This is a genomic window from Escherichia sp. WS33 (genome assembly GCF_046486385.1).
Classification (GTDB): Bacteria; Pseudomonadota; Gammaproteobacteria; order Enterobacterales; family Enterobacteriaceae; genus ECMA0423.
In genome coordinates this window covers 13530-27909 of sequence record NZ_JBJQLJ010000015.1, presented here as the reverse complement: position 1 = coordinate 27909, position 14380 = coordinate 13530, and the positions used below count along the sequence as shown (strand labels likewise).

General features: G+C 54.4%; 13 protein-coding genes. 4 read left to right on the top strand and 9 right to left on the bottom strand.

The annotated features are described in order from the left end of the window. Positions 1-61: 61 nt before the first annotated feature. Together ACJHXA_RS13630 and ACJHXA_RS13625 are read left to right on the top strand one after the other, a co-directional pair. Complete coding sequence (locus tag ACJHXA_RS13630; RefSeq protein ID WP_000029802.1) at positions 62-1282, top strand: phosphoadenosine phosphosulfate reductase; 1221 nt, start codon at positions 62-64, stop codon at positions 1280-1282. Then, the gene (locus tag ACJHXA_RS13625) at positions 1255-1884 is read left to right on the top strand and encodes an IbrB-like domain-containing protein (protein WP_000502941.1); all 630 of its coding nucleotides are present in this window, start codon (positions 1255-1257) and stop codon (positions 1882-1884) included. Before ACJHXA_RS13630 ends, ACJHXA_RS13625 begins: the two co-directional genes overlap by 28 nt. Here ACJHXA_RS13625 and ybdL read toward each other — a convergent pair whose 3' ends face one another. Further along, positions 1885-3045 carry a methionine-oxo-acid transaminase gene (gene ybdL / locus ACJHXA_RS13620; RefSeq protein ID WP_000183936.1) on the bottom strand — a complete coding sequence of 387 codons (1161 nt, stop codon included), beginning with the start codon at positions 3043-3045 and terminating at the stop codon, positions 1885-1887. 108 nt (positions 3046-3153) lie between these two features. Here ybdL and hcxA point away from each other — a divergent pair, with 108 nt between their 5' ends. Then, positions 3154-4242: a hydroxycarboxylate dehydrogenase HcxA gene (gene hcxA / locus ACJHXA_RS13615; RefSeq protein WP_001120461.1), complete on the top strand. Its 1089-nt coding sequence runs from the start codon at positions 3154-3156 to the stop codon at positions 4240-4242. Positions 4243-4251: 9 nt separating this feature from the next. Here hcxA and ACJHXA_RS13610 read toward each other — a convergent pair whose 3' ends face one another. The 7 genes from ACJHXA_RS13610 to entC form a co-directional block, all read right to left on the bottom strand. Continuing rightward, positions 4252-4449, bottom strand: coding sequence for a YbdD/YjiX family protein (locus tag ACJHXA_RS13610; protein ID WP_000460431.1), 198 nt, complete (start codon positions 4447-4449; stop codon positions 4252-4254). A gap of 181 nt (positions 4450-4630) precedes the next feature. Next, positions 4631-6736 carry a pyruvate/proton symporter CstA gene (gene cstA / locus ACJHXA_RS13605; protein ID WP_001043157.1) on the bottom strand — a complete coding sequence of 702 codons (2106 nt, stop codon included), beginning with the start codon at positions 6734-6736 and terminating at the stop codon, positions 4631-4633. A 180-nt stretch (positions 6737-6916) separates the two neighbouring features. Continuing rightward, complete coding sequence (gene entH / locus ACJHXA_RS13600; RefSeq protein WP_000637953.1) at positions 6917-7330, bottom strand: proofreading thioesterase EntH; 414 nt, start codon at positions 7328-7330, stop codon at positions 6917-6919. A 2-nt stretch (positions 7331-7332) separates the two neighbouring features. Further along, positions 7333-8079: a 2,3-dihydro-2,3-dihydroxybenzoate dehydrogenase EntA gene (entA, locus tag ACJHXA_RS13595; RefSeq protein WP_000347633.1), complete on the bottom strand. Its 747-nt coding sequence runs from the start codon at positions 8077-8079 to the stop codon at positions 7333-7335. Beyond that, entirely contained in the window at positions 8079-8936 is an 858-nt protein-coding gene (gene entB / locus ACJHXA_RS13590; RefSeq protein ID WP_001007122.1) for an enterobactin biosynthesis bifunctional isochorismatase/aryl carrier protein EntB, read from the bottom strand. Before entB ends, entA begins: the two co-directional genes overlap by 1 nt. Positions 8937-8949: 13 nt before the next feature. After that, positions 8950-10560, bottom strand: a complete 1611-nt coding sequence (gene entE, locus ACJHXA_RS13585; RefSeq protein WP_000026805.1) for a (2,3-dihydroxybenzoyl)adenylate synthase EntE — start codon at positions 10558-10560, stop codon at positions 8950-8952. A 9-nt stretch (positions 10561-10569) separates the two neighbouring features. Next, complete coding sequence (entC, locus tag ACJHXA_RS13580) at positions 10570-11745, bottom strand: isochorismate synthase EntC (RefSeq protein WP_001295313.1); 1176 nt, start codon at positions 11743-11745, stop codon at positions 10570-10572. A gap of 374 nt (positions 11746-12119) precedes the next feature. Between entC and fepB the strand changes: the two genes are divergently transcribed. Beyond that, positions 12120-13076 carry a Fe2+-enterobactin ABC transporter substrate-binding protein gene (fepB, locus tag ACJHXA_RS13575; protein ID WP_001234314.1) on the top strand — a complete coding sequence of 319 codons (957 nt, stop codon included), beginning with the start codon at positions 12120-12122 and terminating at the stop codon, positions 13074-13076. A 3-nt stretch (positions 13077-13079) separates the two neighbouring features. Here fepB and entS read toward each other — a convergent pair whose 3' ends face one another. Beyond that, positions 13080-14330, bottom strand: a complete 1251-nt coding sequence (gene entS / locus ACJHXA_RS13570; protein ID WP_001041789.1) for an enterobactin transporter EntS — start codon at positions 14328-14330, stop codon at positions 13080-13082. Positions 14331-14380 lie beyond the last annotated feature (50 nt).

Genomic DNA, 14380 nt, shown 5'->3' with positions numbered 1-14380 from the left:
ACTTTATAATTAACAGACTTATCTCACTGATCACCCTGTAACGTTCAGAGAGCGTCTTCAGATGTCTATTTATAAAATTCCTCTTCCGCTCAATATTCTGGAAGCTGCACGAGAGCGTATTACCTGGACACTCAACACCCTACCCCGCGTTTGTGTCTCATTTTCTGGCGGCAAAGACTCTGGTTTAATGCTGCATCTGACAGCCGAACTTGCCCGACAAATGGGCAAAAAAATCTGCGTTTTGTTTATCGACTGGGAGGCGCAATTCTCTTGCACCATTAACTATGTTCAGTCCCTGCGCGAGTTGTACACCGATGTCATCGAAGAGTTTTACTGGGTTGCGCTCCCGCTTACGACGCAAAATTCCCTTTCACAATTCCAACCCGAATGGCAGTGCTGGGAACCTGATGTCGAATGGGTGCGTCAGCCCCCGCAAGATGCGATAACCGATCCTGACTTTTTCTGCTTTTACCAGCCTGGCATGACCTTCGAACAATTTGTACGTGAGTTTGCCGAATGGTTTTCACAAAAACGTCCGGCGGCGATGATGATCGGCATCCGTGCGGATGAGTCCTACAACCGTTTTGTCGCCATCGCCAGTTTAAATAAACAACGTTTTGCCGACGATAAACCATGGACTACGGCCGCACCAGGCGGTCATAGCTGGTACATTTACCCCATTTACGACTGGAAAGTGGCTGATATCTGGACCTGGTATGCAAATCATCAAAGTCTCTGCAACCCACTGTATAACCTAATGTATCAGGCAGGCGTTCCTCTGCGTCATATGCGAATTTGCGAACCTTTTGGCCCGGAGCAACGACAAGGATTATGGCTCTATCACGTTATCGAACCGGATCGCTGGGCAGCTATGTGCGCACGAGTCAGCGGGGTAAAAAGTGGCGGCATTTACGCCGGACATGACAATCATTTCTATGGGCATCGGAAAATCCTCAAGCCAGAACATTTAGACTGGCAAGAATATGCATTATTGCTGCTCAATAGCATGCCGGAAAAAACAGCTGAGCATTACCGCAATAAAATCGCCATTTATTTGCACTGGTATCAGAAAAAAGGCATCGAGGTTCCACAAACCCAGCAAGGGGACATTGGCGCGAAAGATATCCCCTCCTGGCGGCGGATATGCAAAGTTTTACTCAATAACGATTACTGGTGTCGAGCATTATCATTTAGTCCTACGAAAGCGAAGAACTATCAGCGTTATAACGAACGGATAAAAGGAAAACGTCAGGAATGGGGGATACTATGCAACAACGATTAACGCAGGATTTAACGCAATTTCTCGCCAGCTTGCCGGAAGATGATCGCATCAAAGCGATTAATGAAATCCGCATGGCGATCCATCAGGTTAGCCCCTTTCGTGAAGAGCCAGTGGATTGCGTTCTGTGGGTTAAAAACAGCCAACTTATGCCTAATGATTACAACCCAAACAACGTGGCACCACCCGAAAAAAAACTGCTGAAAAAATCCATTGAAATAGATGGTTTTACCCAACCCATTGTGGTCACGCATACGGATAAAAATGCCCTGGAAATCGTGGATGGTTTTCACCGCCATGAAATTGGTAAAGGCTCATCATCATTAAAATTACGCTTAAAAGGTTATTTGCCGGTGACCTGTCTGGAAGGTACGCGTAATCAACGCATCGCCGCGACTATTCGTCATAATCGCGCTCGTGGACGCCATCAAATCACCGCCATGTCGGAAATCGTCCGTGAACTTAGCCAGTTGGGATGGGACGATAATAAAATTGGCAAAGAGCTGGGAATGGACAGCGACGAAGTGCTGCGCCTGAAGCAAATTAACGGCCTGCAAGAGCTGTTTGCCGACCGTCAATATTCCCGCGCCTGGACGGTTAAATAACTAAAGCTGGCGCAGGCGTTCAGCTGCTGCCAGCAACGTCGATTCCTTCTTGGCAAAACAGAGACGAATCAGTTTATGTGGGAAGGGATCGGCGCAAAACACCGACAGCGGAATCGCCGCTACGCCGTGCTCCTGCGTCAGCCACTGGCAAAACTCAACATCATCCAGGGTAGAAACCTCGCTGTAATCCACCAGCAAAAAGTATGTACCTTCACACGGTAAAATCTCCAGCCGGCTTTCATTTAAAGCATTCACCAGAATATCGCGCTTCTGGCGATAAAAGTCCGGTAACGCAAGATAATGCTCAGGTTCTGCACGTAGCATATCAGCAAGCGCCAGCTGTGCCGGGGTATTCACCGAAAAGGTCAGATACTGATGTACCTTGCGAATTTCGGCGCTGATGGGCGCTGGCGCAACACAATAACCCACTTTCCAGCCGGTCATATGATAGGTCTTGCCAAATGAAGAAACCGCCACTGCCCGCTCACGCAGCTGCGGATGCGCCAGCACACTGGCATGGCCCTGTTGTGAAAAGTTGATGTGCTCGTAGACTTCATCGCTAATGACAAAAATCTCGTGCCCGGCGATCGCCTGCCACAAAGCGGCGAAATCAGCCTGCTGCCAGATAGTTGCACTGGGGTTATGCGGAGTGTTGAGGATCACCAGTCTGGTGCGCTCGCTTAATAATGCGGCAAATTCCTGCCAGTCAACGCGAAAATGCGGTGGTTGCAGTGCCATACGCTTCACTATTCCCCCAGAAAGCGCGATGGCGGGGGAGTAACTGTCATAGCTGGGATCAAAACAAATCACTTCATCGCCATTGCGCACCAGTGCGGTAATCGCCGCGTATAACGCTTCCGTCGCCCCTGCCGTTACGGTGATATCGCTATCGGCATCTGGTTGATAGCCATACAAACGTTCCGTTTTCTGAGCAATCGCCTCGCGCAAGGCCTGCACGCCGGTCATGGGCGCGTATTGGTTTGCCCCCTGGGCAACGTGGTACGCCAGCCGCTCCTGTAAATAGCGCGGACCATCAAAATCAGGAAAGCCTTGCGACAGGTTAATCGCCTGGTGTTGCTGCGCCAGCGCGCTCATCTGGGTGAAAATAGTGGTGCCAAGTTGTGGAAGTTTGCTTTGTGGAATCAGAGGGTTATTTGTCATTTTTATTGTACCTGACGAAGTTGCGTGTTGAAGGCACTATAACACGATGCTAGTATTTGGCAATCAAGACGTTTAGATGTCTAAATAAAACAATAAGGACAACACAACATGCCTCACAATCCTATCCGCGTGGTCGTCGGCCCGGCTAACTACTTTTCACATCCAGGAAGTTTCAATCACCTGAACGATTTTTTCACTGATGAACAACTTTCTCGCGCGGTGTGGATCTACGGCAAACGCGCCATTGCTGCGGCGCAAACCAAACTTCCGCCAGCGTTTGGACTTCCAGGGGCAAAGCATATTTTGTTTCGTGGTCATTGCAGCGAAAGCGATGTACAGCAACTGGCGGCTGAGTCCGGTGACGATCGCAGCGTGGTGATTGGCGTCGGCGGCGGCGCACTGCTCGACACCGCGAAAGCCCTCGCCCGCCGTCTCGGTCTGCCATTTGTTGCCGCTCCGACGATCGCCGCCACCTGCGCAGCCTGGACACCGCTCTCCGTCTGGTATAACGATGCCGGACAGGCGCTGCATTATGAGATTTTCGACGACGCCAATTTTATGGTGCTGGTGGAACCGGAGATTATCCTCAATGCACCGCAACAATATCTGCTGGCGGGGATCGGTGACACGCTGGCGAAATGGTATGAAGCGGTGGTGCTGGCTCCGCAACCAGAAACGTTGCCGCTAACCGTGCGGCTGGGGATCAATAATGCGCAGGCCATTCGCGACGTCTTGTTAAACAGTAGCGAACAGGCACTTGCCGATCAGCAAAATCAGCAGTTAACGCAATCATTTTGCGATGTGGTGGATGCGATTATCGCCGGGGGTGGAATGGTCGGTGGTCTGGGCGATCGTTTTACGCGTGTGGCTGCGGCCCATGCCGTGCATAACGGTCTGACTGTCCTGCCGCAAACCGAGAAATTTCTCCACGGCACCAAAGTCGCTTACGGAATTCTGGTGCAAAGCGCCTTGCTGGGTCAGGATGATGTGCTGGCGCAATTAACCGGGGCGTATCAGCGTTTTCATCTGCCGACTACGCTGGCGGAGCTGGAAGTGGATATCAATAATCAGGCGGAGATCGACAAAGTGATTGCCCACACCTTGCGCCCGGTGGAGTCCATTCATTACCTGCCAGTCACGCTGACACCAGATACGTTGCGTGCAGCGTTCGAAAAAGTGGAATCGTTTAAAGCCTGACGTGCAAATTTAGCAGCAGCGCGCGCCGCCTTTTCCACCGTAGCGCGCGTCCTGCCGCTCACGGAAAAACTCCTCGTAGGTCATCGGCGTTTGATCGGGATGGTTAACCCGCATATGTTCGACATAGTTGTCGTAATCAGGCATACCAATCATCAGCTTCGCCGCCTGACCTAAATATTTTCCGGCTTTTGCCAGTGAATCAAACATCTTGGCCTCCGCTAACCATGTTGCTGAAAGAGTGCCGGATGCGGCGTGAACGCTTTATCCGGCCTACAAATGCTATCAACGCACTCGGTCAGTCCCCTCGCCCCATCGGGGAGAGGGTTAGGGTGAGGGGGAACCCTCGGCACTATGCCAACATTCGCCAACATCCCCCCTCACTCTGACTTTAGTGCGCACCTTTCGCCTGCGCTACGATCTCCTCAACATTTTCCGGCATTGGCTCATACGGCGTTTCTTTCGCCGTTGGCTTCGGCTCTTTCAATGCCGCAAGTGCCGTCTTAATCGAGAACAGTGCCAGAACCACCACGACCACCATAAAGAAGATGGTTAACCCGGCATCCAGACGGTTGTTGAACACCAGTTGCGCCAGCTGTGACTCAGTATACTGCGACGGAATATTGCCGCTGTCGATCATTGCCTGGAACTTGTTAGCAATGGCCAGGAAGCCGACTTTCGCATCCGGGCTAAACGCTTTCTGCCAGCCTGCGGTCAGGGTACAAATCAGTAGCCAGGCCGTTGGTACCAGCGCCACCCAGGCGTAACGTTGACGTTTCATCTTGAACAACACCACGGCACAGAGCATCAGCGCCATCCCTGCCAGCATCTGGTTGGCAATACCAAACAGCGGCCACAGAGTGTTAATACCGCCCAGCGGATCGACCACGCCCTGATGGAGGAAGTAGCCCCACGCCAGTACGCACAGCGCCGTTGCCAGCAGGTTAGCAGGCAGTGAATCGGTCCGCTTCAGGCCAGGAGACACCACGCCCAGCAGATCCTGCAACATAAAGCGCGCAGCACGCGTACCCGCATCTACCGCCGTCAGAATAAACAGAGCTTCAAACAGAATGGCGAAGTGATACCAGAACGCCACATCCATCATACCACCCAGCGCACCGTGCAGGATGTAAGCCATCCCCACCGCCAACGTCGGCGCACCGCCCGCACGGGAAATGATCGACTGTTCACCCACTTCGCTGGCAATCTGGTTGAGCGTATCTGGTGTAATGCTAAAGCCCCAGCTACTCACCACCTGCGCGGCAGAAGCGACCACATCCGCCGTCCCTGCCGGAGCCAGCACCGCCATTGGGCTGTTCATGGCAAAGTAAACGCCCGGATCGATGATACAGGCGGAAACCAGCGCCATAATCGCCACGAAGGATTCCATCAACATTCCACCGTAGCCGATAAAACAAGCCTGCCCTTCGTTCGCCAGCATCTTCGGCGTGGTGCCGGAAGAGATCAGCGCATGGAAGCCAGACACCGCGCCACAGGCGATGGTGATAAACAGGAACGGGAACAGGTTACCGGTCCATACCGGGCCAGTGCCATCGACAAATTTGGTCAGCGCAGGCATGGTCAGCGTCGGGCGCATAATCAAAATGCCTACCGCCAGACCGACGATCGTCCCGATTTTCAGGAAGGTAGAGAGGTAGTCACGCGGGGCCAGCAGCAACCACACCGGCAGCACCGCCGCCACAAAACCGTAACCCACCAGCATCCAGGTCAGCTGCACGCCGGTAAAGTCAAAGTACGGTGCCCAGGTCGGACTTTCTGCCACCCAGCCGCCAGAGATAATGGCGAAAATCAGGAATACCAGACCGATGACCGACACTTCACCAATACGCCCCGGACGCAGATAGCGCAGGTAGATCCCCATAAACAGCGCCAGCGGAATGGTGAACGCAACGGTATACGTTCCCCACGGGCTATGAGTCAGGGCTTTCACCACGATCATCGCCAGTACTGCAAGGATAATGACCATGATCATAAAGCAGGCCACCAGCGCTATCACCCCGGCGGTTGGCCCCATCTCTTCTTTGACCAGCTCACCCAGCGATCGACCGTCACGGCGCGTAGAAACAAACAGCACCATGAAATCCTGCACCGCACCGGCGAGAACCACCCCGGCGAGCAGCCAGATCATCCCTGGCAGGTAACCCATTTGCGCCGCCAGTACCGGCCCAACCAACGGACCTGCTCCGGCAATGGCCGCAAAATGGTGACCAAACAGCACTTTCTTGTCCGTCGGCACATAGTCCAGCCCGTCGTTATGGCGCACCGCTGGCGTCATACGCGTCGGGTCAACCGCCAGCACATTTTTGGCGATATACAGCCCATAAAAACGGTAAGCGATCAGATAGATACAGACCGACGCCACCACAATCCACAGCGCGTTGATCTGTTCCCCACGATTTAAAGCAATGTATCCCAGAGCAAATGCTCCCATTACAGAGAGCACTGTCCAGACGAGGTATTTCCCTGATTTGTTCATAGTTGTTATCCGTGTGCGTGTCCATAGATATGTTACATTTTGTTTCTATAACATCTTTGTACGATTTAACAACACGGTAACCATGTAAATCGGAGTTGAAACCAATATTTAACTTAACAATGTTAACTCGATCACTCCGTTAACCGAGTTTTCCTGCAATCTCATTTAATTCTGTCGGGCTCATCCCAAAACTGCCGTACCCAGCCGACAAGTGCAGCAACGCCGCCCCTGTTCATCGAAAACGACGATTTCCCAGCTCTGATTTTGCCGCCCAAGATGCAGCGGCTGGCAGACGCCGCGTACCTTGCCTTCAGACACCGGGCGATGATGGGTGGCGTTAAGTTCCGTACCCACCACACACTGCCCGTCACGGGTCATCATAAATCCGGCCATCGATCCCAGCGTTTCAGCCAGCGCCGCTGACGCGCCGCCATGCAGCAGGCCAAACGGCTGATGAGTACGGGTATCAACCGGCATTTCGGCTTCCAGCACATCATCTCCCAGACGGGTATACACAATTCCCAGATGCGCCACCATTGTGTTATCGCTGGTGGCGTTCAGTTCGTCGAGCGTTAAATGGCGTTTCCAGATCATGCTTATGCCCCCAGCGTTGAGCCGCCATCGACCACAATATCCTGTAGGGTGATATGGCTGGCGAGGTCAGAGGCGAGGAACAAAATCGTGTTGGCGATCTCTTGTGGACGGGCGATTTTCCCCAGCGGAATGCCGAGTTTAAACTGCTCGCCAAAGCCGCGAATACGCTGTTCTTCGGCGTCATCGCTCACCCACAGCGTGCGTTGCATATCGGTGTCGGTGGAGCCAGGCGAAACCACATTACAGCGCACGCCGCTACCCGCCAGTTCCAGCCCGACGCTCAACGCCAGGCTTTTCAGCGCCGCTTTCGATGCGCCATAAGCACTCATGCCAATACGCGGCGTGTGCGCGGCGTCGGACGCCACAGTGACAATCGCCCCGCCCCGCTGACGGCGAAACTGGTTCATGGTTTGCTGGAACAGGTTAAACGCACCGCCGACGTTAACCGCAAAAGTCTGCTGCCAGTCCTCTTTACTGAGCTGATCGGTCGCGCCCATGCGCAAAATTCCCGCCGCATTGACCAGCACGTCCAGTCGCTCCGTTTCAGCTAACAGTCGCTGACATACCTGCGCGACCTGCGCAGCATCGGCAACATCCATCACTTCGGTCGCAAAGGGATATTGCTCCTGAGCGAACGCTTGATCAAAACCGGTAACTTTCGCTCCCGCCTCAACAAACGCCAGCGCCGTGGCGTAGCCGATACCTTTACCTGCGCCGGTTACCCAGACATTTTTACCGCTGAAATCCATTATTTCACCTCGCGGGAGAGTAGCTTCCACCAGGCGTCGATGGTCGGGTTTTTCGCCAGCATGACAAAGTCGATATCACCATGCACTTTGCGCCAGCGCGCCGCCAGCGCCATCATGCGCACCGAATCCAGACCGTAGTCGATCAGGTTGTCGTCATCGAACGGTTCATCGGACTCGTCCAGCAACGGCAGGATAACCTCACGCAGCGCCGCTTTGCTGGCGGGGACAGGTGCTGGCAGTAATTCTTCAGTCATCACCACCCGGCCAGACCGCCCGGCCACATATTTCAGCGACATCAAATGCTCGTCACGGCTGAAATCGGCCAGCGCATCCGCCACCATAAACGGTTTAATATCGCGCATAAATGCGTCGGTTGCGGTGGTCATACAGCCAATGTGGGCATATACCCCGGTAATAATCAGCTGGTTACGTCCACTCTCTTTGAGCATTTGCTCCAGCGGAGAACGATGAAACGCGCTGTAGCGCCACTTCACCAGCACCGTGTCGTCGGCATCTGGCGTCAGGCGATCCACCACCTTTTGCTGTTCCGGCGAACGGGTCAGGCCCGGCCCCCACATATCATTCAACAGCGCCCGATCTTCATCGCTCTGCTCTTTCGGCTGGGCGGTGTAATAAACCGGAATATTGTGCTGTTTGCAGTAGTCGCGCAGCGCAGCAATATTCGCGATCACCTGCTCCATCATCGGGCAGTTCTCGCCCCAGAAGCTGACAAAATAGTCCTGCATATCATGGATTAACAACGCGGCACGTTGCGGTTCAAAGGCCCAGTCAACTTTATTCTTAGGGATATCGTGAGACTCCGGCAGTGCGTAAGCCTGTAATTTTGGAATAGCCATCGTGTTCTCTCCTTCAGGCTGATGCGCGTGACGCCAGCCACTGACGTAATTGTTTTTTATCGACTTTCCCGACCGCCGTCAGCGGAAGTGAATCTACACACTCCACGCGATCCGGTAATTTAAATTCGGCAATACCCTGTTCACGCAGGAAACGACGCACCTGCACCGCGCGCAGCGGCTCTTTTACCACCAGATAAGCGCAGCTTTTTTCGCCCATCAGCTCATCTTCCATGCTCACCAGTGCGGCGTAGATCACCGCCGGGTGGCGCAGCAGCAGGTTTTCGATCTCTTCGGCAGCGATCTTCTCACCGCCACGGTTGATCTGATCTTTCTCGCGCCCCTGCACGGTGATGTACCCCTCTGGATCAATAGAGATCAGATCGCCGGAACAGTAAAAACCGTTGGCATCAAAGGCACTGGCATTGTGCTGCGGACTTTTGTAATAACCGCGGAAGGTGTACGGCCCGCGCGTCATCAGGCGTCCAACTTCCCCTTGCGGCAGTGGATTTCCTTCGGCATCGGCAACCCACACTTCATCGTCCGGACACATTGGGTAACCCTGGGTATGGATAATTTTCTCCGCGCTATCATCAAGACGGGTGTAGTTCACCAGCCCTTCCGCCATGCCAAACACCTGCTGCAACTGGCAGCCAATCTCAGCGGGAATACGCGCCGCAAGGGTGGCAGAAAGACGTGCGCCGCCGACCTGTAACAGTTTCAGCGAGGCAAGCTGCGCCCGGCTTTCACCTTCGGTCAGCGCCTGCAACCACAGGCTGACTGCCGGTGGCACCAGCGCGGTGACGTTCACCTGATGTTTTTCAATCAATGGGAAGCAAAGCGTGGCGCTGGGATCGGCCGCCAGAACAACCGTTCCTCCGGCAAGAAAGACGCCCAGCGATCCCGGCGAACTCATGGCGTAGTTATGAGCCGCCGGGATCGCGCACAGGTAGCGTGTCTGTTGTGTGAACTGACAAATCTCGACGCTACGACGCACGCTGTAGTAGTAGTCGTTATGAGTGCGCGGGATCAGTTTCGGTGTGCCGGTGGTGCCGCCGGAAAGCTGGAAATAGGCCACTTCATCAGCAGGTGATGGCGTGGCAGTAAAATCCTCAGCCGGATGGTTAATCGCATCCTGCAAGTTATGCTCACCGCTGTCGTTGTGCAGTTGCACCACGCGAATGGAGGAATGTTCTGTGACGAAAGTATTGAGGAAATCATCCCCGCTAAACAGCGCATGTTGGCGATCGGCAATCAGCAATGCGGGTTCAATCTGGCTGGCATAGGCGTTCAGTTCACTACGCTGATGGCTGAACAGCGCCAGCACCGGCGCAACGCCCAGTTTCAGCAGCGCGAAAAAGGTAATATACAATTCAGCGACGTTACCCAGTTGTACCAGCGCGGTTTCACCAGGTTTAATGCCCTGACGGCGTAAACTACACGCGAGGTTATCCGCCGCCTGATTCAGCTCCCGGTAACTCAACTGTCGCTCGCCGTCGATAACCGCGATGCTGTCACTCGCAGCGTGGCGAGTCAGAATGTCGGTCAGCGGCAAATCCTGCCAGTAGCCTTTTTCCCGATAGCGACGGGCAAACTCTTCCGGCCAGCGGGTGAATGGAATGCTCATCCTCGCTCCTTAATGCAATCCAAAAACGTTCAACATGGTAGAAAGTTTGACGCCTGTTTCGCGCCACTCACCCAACGGTGACGACGCAGGCACAATCCCCGCTCCGGCAAACAGACGCACCTGATTTTCCCGCAGCTTCGCGCAGCGGATGGTCACCACCCATTCGCCGTTACCTTCGCTGTCACACCAACCCACAATGCCGCCAAACAGTTCGCGGTCGAATGGCTCCAGTTCAGCAATAACCTGGGTCGCGGCCTGATGCGGGAAACCGCTCAGCGCGGGGGTTGGATGCAGCAGACAGGCCAGAGTCAGTGCGTTTTCTTGCGAATTCGCTTTACCTTCAAAGGGAGTTGCGAGATGCCACAGCGTCGGCGTGGTAATCAATTGTGGAGAGGAGGGAACGTGTAACTCACTACTGCGTTCGCGCAGTACCTCTTTCATCGCCTGAGTCACCAGTTCATGTTCATGGCGATCTTTTTCTGACGCCAGCAGACGATTACCCGCTTCGCGATCGAGCACTTCATCCGGCTGACGACGCGCGGAACCGGCTAACGGAATGGAGCTAAAACGCTCGCCGTCTTTACGTAGCAGCAGTTCCGGGCTGGCCCCCAGCAGGACGCCACCATCAGCCAGCGGGACATGGAAGTTGTAACTAACCGGGTTTTGCGCAATCAACCGTTCCAGCAATACGCCACTATCAATGGCGGCGTCAGTGGTGATATCAATCAATCGTGACAACACCACTTTGTCGACCTGCGGCGTGGCGGTAAGTGCGGCGGCGCGGGCAACCATCTGTTCAAACGTGGTTTGTTCAGGAATTGCCTGGCGTTCCACCACGTTCAGCGACTGGCTGCGGGTAAAACGGCGGGCTGAGGTCTGTTTTTCCTGGCGGGAGAACGACTGCCAGGATTCGGGAATATACAGCGACGAAGGCTGACGTGGATCGAAGGGAATCGCCCCGACCATCACCGGATTTTTGATGCCCTGCGCTTTGGCATCGGCAAACAGCGCGGCGAGTTTTTGCTGGAAGGGACTGTCGGGCGAATCCCCGTTCACAGCCGGTTCATCGAAGCGGGCGAAACATCCTGACGTCGTAAAACTGCGGTACGGCGACATAAAGAAAAAGCGATTGGGCGCAAGTGTTGCCATGGTCTGCTGTACTTCCTCAGCCAGTGACGTATCCATATCATCCTCCACAAAATGATAAAGGCTTTAATAATGATTATCATTTATATTTTCGGTCGCTAACCTAAAAGCAAACGCGCACTATGTCAACTCTTGAGGTAACGCAATCTGCAACTCGGGGTTGCATCTGGTTGTGGTTACAATGAAAATGAGAAGCATTATTGATGGATTCGCATAAGCGCAATGTGATGTCCTGCGCCGTTCTGCCCCCTCTCCCTTCCAGGGTGAGGGCTGGGGTGAGGGTTAATGTTCGCACCAGTGCTGGCTGTTCCCCTCACCCTAACCCTCTCCCCAAAGGGGCGAGGGGACGGATTGTGCGCTTTGTCGAATTTGTCATTACGCCCTTAACCTTATTAATAACAGGAAGCTGATTTGTGAGACTCGCCCCGCTCTACCGCAACGCCCTTCTATTAACAGGACTTTTACTTTCAGGAATAGCCGCAGTTCAGGCCGCTGACTGGCCGCGTCAGATTACTGACAGCCGTGGCACACATACACTGGAAAGCCAGCCGCAGCGTATTGTTTCCACCAGCGTCACCCTGACCGGCTCACTGCTGGCGATTGATGCTCCGGTGATCGCCAGCGGCGCGACCACGCCGAATAACCGCGTCGCGGATGACCAGGGCTTTTTACGCCAGTGGAGCAAGGTGGCGAAAGAACGCAAACTGCAACGGCTCTATATCGGCGAACCGAGCGCCGAAGCCGTTGCCGCGCAAATGCCGGATCTGATTTTAATTAGCGCAACCGGCGGGGATTCGGCGCTGGCACTGTATGATCAGCTTTCCACCATCGCCCCGACATTAATCATCAATTACGACGACAAAAGCTGGCAGTCGCTGTTAACGCAGCTTGGCGAAATTACCGGGCATGAGAAACAAGCGGCAGAGCGGATTGCACAGTTTGATAAGCAACTGGCAGCGGCGAAAGAGCAAATCAAATTACCGCCGCAGCCGGTCACTGCCATTGTCTATACCGCCGCTGCACACAGTGCCAATCTCTGGACGCCGGAATCAGCACAAGGGCAGATGCTGGAACAACTCGGCTTTACGCTGGCGAAGTTGCCCGCAGGGTTAAACGCCAGCCAAAGCCAGGGCAAACGCCATGACATCATTCAGCTTGGTGGGGAAAATCTGGCTGCTGGGTTAAATGGCGAGTCACTATTCCTGTTCGCCGGTGATCAGAAAGATGCCGATGCGATTTATGCCAATCCACTGCTCGCGCACCTTCCCGCAGTACAAAACAAGCAGGTTTATGCGCTGGGAACCGAGACGTTCCGTCTGGATTACTACAGCGCCACGCAAGTGCTGGAACGACTTAAGGCGCTGTTTTAAGCATTAACTGTCAGACGCTGTCACCTGCGGCGGCGTCTGGCGAAAACGTCGCAACTCCACCAGCACCAGCAATAACAACACGCCGATAATCAACAAACCAAAACCGCTTGCGCTTGCGGAAGCAACCGGTGTCATCATCGCGCCCAAACCACCCAGCAGCGCCGCGCCTATGGCATCGCCCGTCACGTTCTGCGCCGTCCACAAACCGTTAATCCGCCCTAACATCGCTTCCGGGGTTTGCGTTTGCAGCATTGTATATTGCAGCAACGAACTAACCGCGCTCAGCCAGCCGAACAGCGCCAGACAAACCACGCCTAAAATCCACATCGGCATCAGGCCAAACAGACCAATGGCGAGGAACGATCCCAGCGTGGAGAGCAGCATCAATAACCCTGGTCGCGCACTATGTGCCAGCTTCCCGCTGGTTAACGCACCAATAGCCGCGCCGAGCGGGATCGCCGCGTAGAGAAAACCAATCTGTGCCGCTGACATCTGCCAGTTGTCAGCCAGCGCCGGATACAGTACCCGCACCGCGCTCGCCATCGTCAATAAACCACCCAGCAGCGCAATCCCGCCCACCAGCGGGCTGGCAAGCAGAAAACGAAATCCTGCCAGTAATGATTTCAACGGATGCTCACGCGGCTGCGGTGGCGGTGGCAACGCCGGAAGGCTTAACAACGGTAGCAAGGTAATAAACGTGCCCGCCGCCGCCAGCCCGTAGTTCCAGGCTACGCCACCGGTCGCTAGCAATAAACCGCCAATCATGGGCGAAATCACCGACCCCAGACGCACGGTCAACATGGTGATCGCCCCGGCCTGCATTAAGTTTTCACGCCCTACCAGTGCTGGTGTCGCCGCCAATAGCGCCGTAACGCCAAGCGATGCGAAAAAACCATCCCATAAACCAAGTAAATAGATTGCCAGCAATGACGGCTCCGGCAGCAGTGCATTAAGGCACAGTCCAATGAAGCCAATGCCACAGGTGCCGCGCGCCAGCAAAATCACTTTTTTGCGCTCATAGCGATCCGCCAGCACACCGCCAACCATCAGGCCAACAAACATCGCGCCGCCGGTCAGCGTCACCGAAAGCCCCACCTGCCAGGTAGAATGCGTCATCATCTGGATCTGCACCGGCACCGCGACGCCGAGCAAACCCAGAGACACAATTGAGATAAAACGAGCGAGGAATACTGCGCGAAACGCCGGGTGCGTTTTCAACAGGCTGAGGTTAAGCAGCCAGGATTGTTTATTCATTACAATGCCTTGCCATCAAATATTTTAAATACCTATTCTTAGGCTGCACA

Bases quoted from the DNA above. Each gene is read 5' to 3' on its own strand.
- entC (WP_001295313.1), bottom strand. From the start codon at position 11,745: ATGGATACGTCACTGGCTGAGGAAGTACAGCAGACCATGGCAACACTT.
- entH (WP_000637953.1), bottom strand. From the start codon at position 7,330: ATGATCTGGAAACGCCATTTAACGCTCGACGAACTGAACGCCACCAGC.
- ACJHXA_RS13630 (WP_000029802.1), top strand. From the start codon at position 62: ATGTCTATTTATAAAATTCCTCTTCCGCTCAATATTCTGGAAGCTGCA.
- ACJHXA_RS13610 (WP_000460431.1), bottom strand. From the start codon at position 4,449: ATGTTTGATTCACTGGCAAAAGCCGGAAAATATTTAGGTCAGGCGGCG.
- ybdL (WP_000183936.1), bottom strand. From the start codon at position 3,045: ATGACAAATAACCCTCTGATTCCACAAAGCAAACTTCCACAACTTGGC.
- entS (WP_001041789.1), bottom strand. From the start codon at position 14,330: ATGAATAAACAATCCTGGCTGCTTAACCTCAGCCTGTTGAAAACGCAC.
- entE (WP_000026805.1), bottom strand. From the start codon at position 10,560: ATGAGCATTCCATTCACCCGCTGGCCGGAAGAGTTTGCCCGTCGCTAT.
- entA (WP_000347633.1), bottom strand. From the start codon at position 8,079: ATGGATTTCAGCGGTAAAAATGTCTGGGTAACCGGCGCAGGTAAAGGT.
- hcxA (WP_001120461.1), top strand. From the start codon at position 3,154: ATGCCTCACAATCCTATCCGCGTGGTCGTCGGCCCGGCTAACTACTTT.
- cstA (WP_001043157.1), bottom strand. From the start codon at position 6,736: ATGAACAAATCAGGGAAATACCTCGTCTGGACAGTGCTCTCTGTAATG.
- entB (WP_001007122.1), bottom strand. From the start codon at position 8,936: ATGGCTATTCCAAAATTACAGGCTTACGCACTGCCGGAGTCTCACGAT.
- ACJHXA_RS13625 (WP_000502941.1), top strand. From the start codon at position 1,255: ATGGGGGATACTATGCAACAACGATTAACGCAGGATTTAACGCAATTT.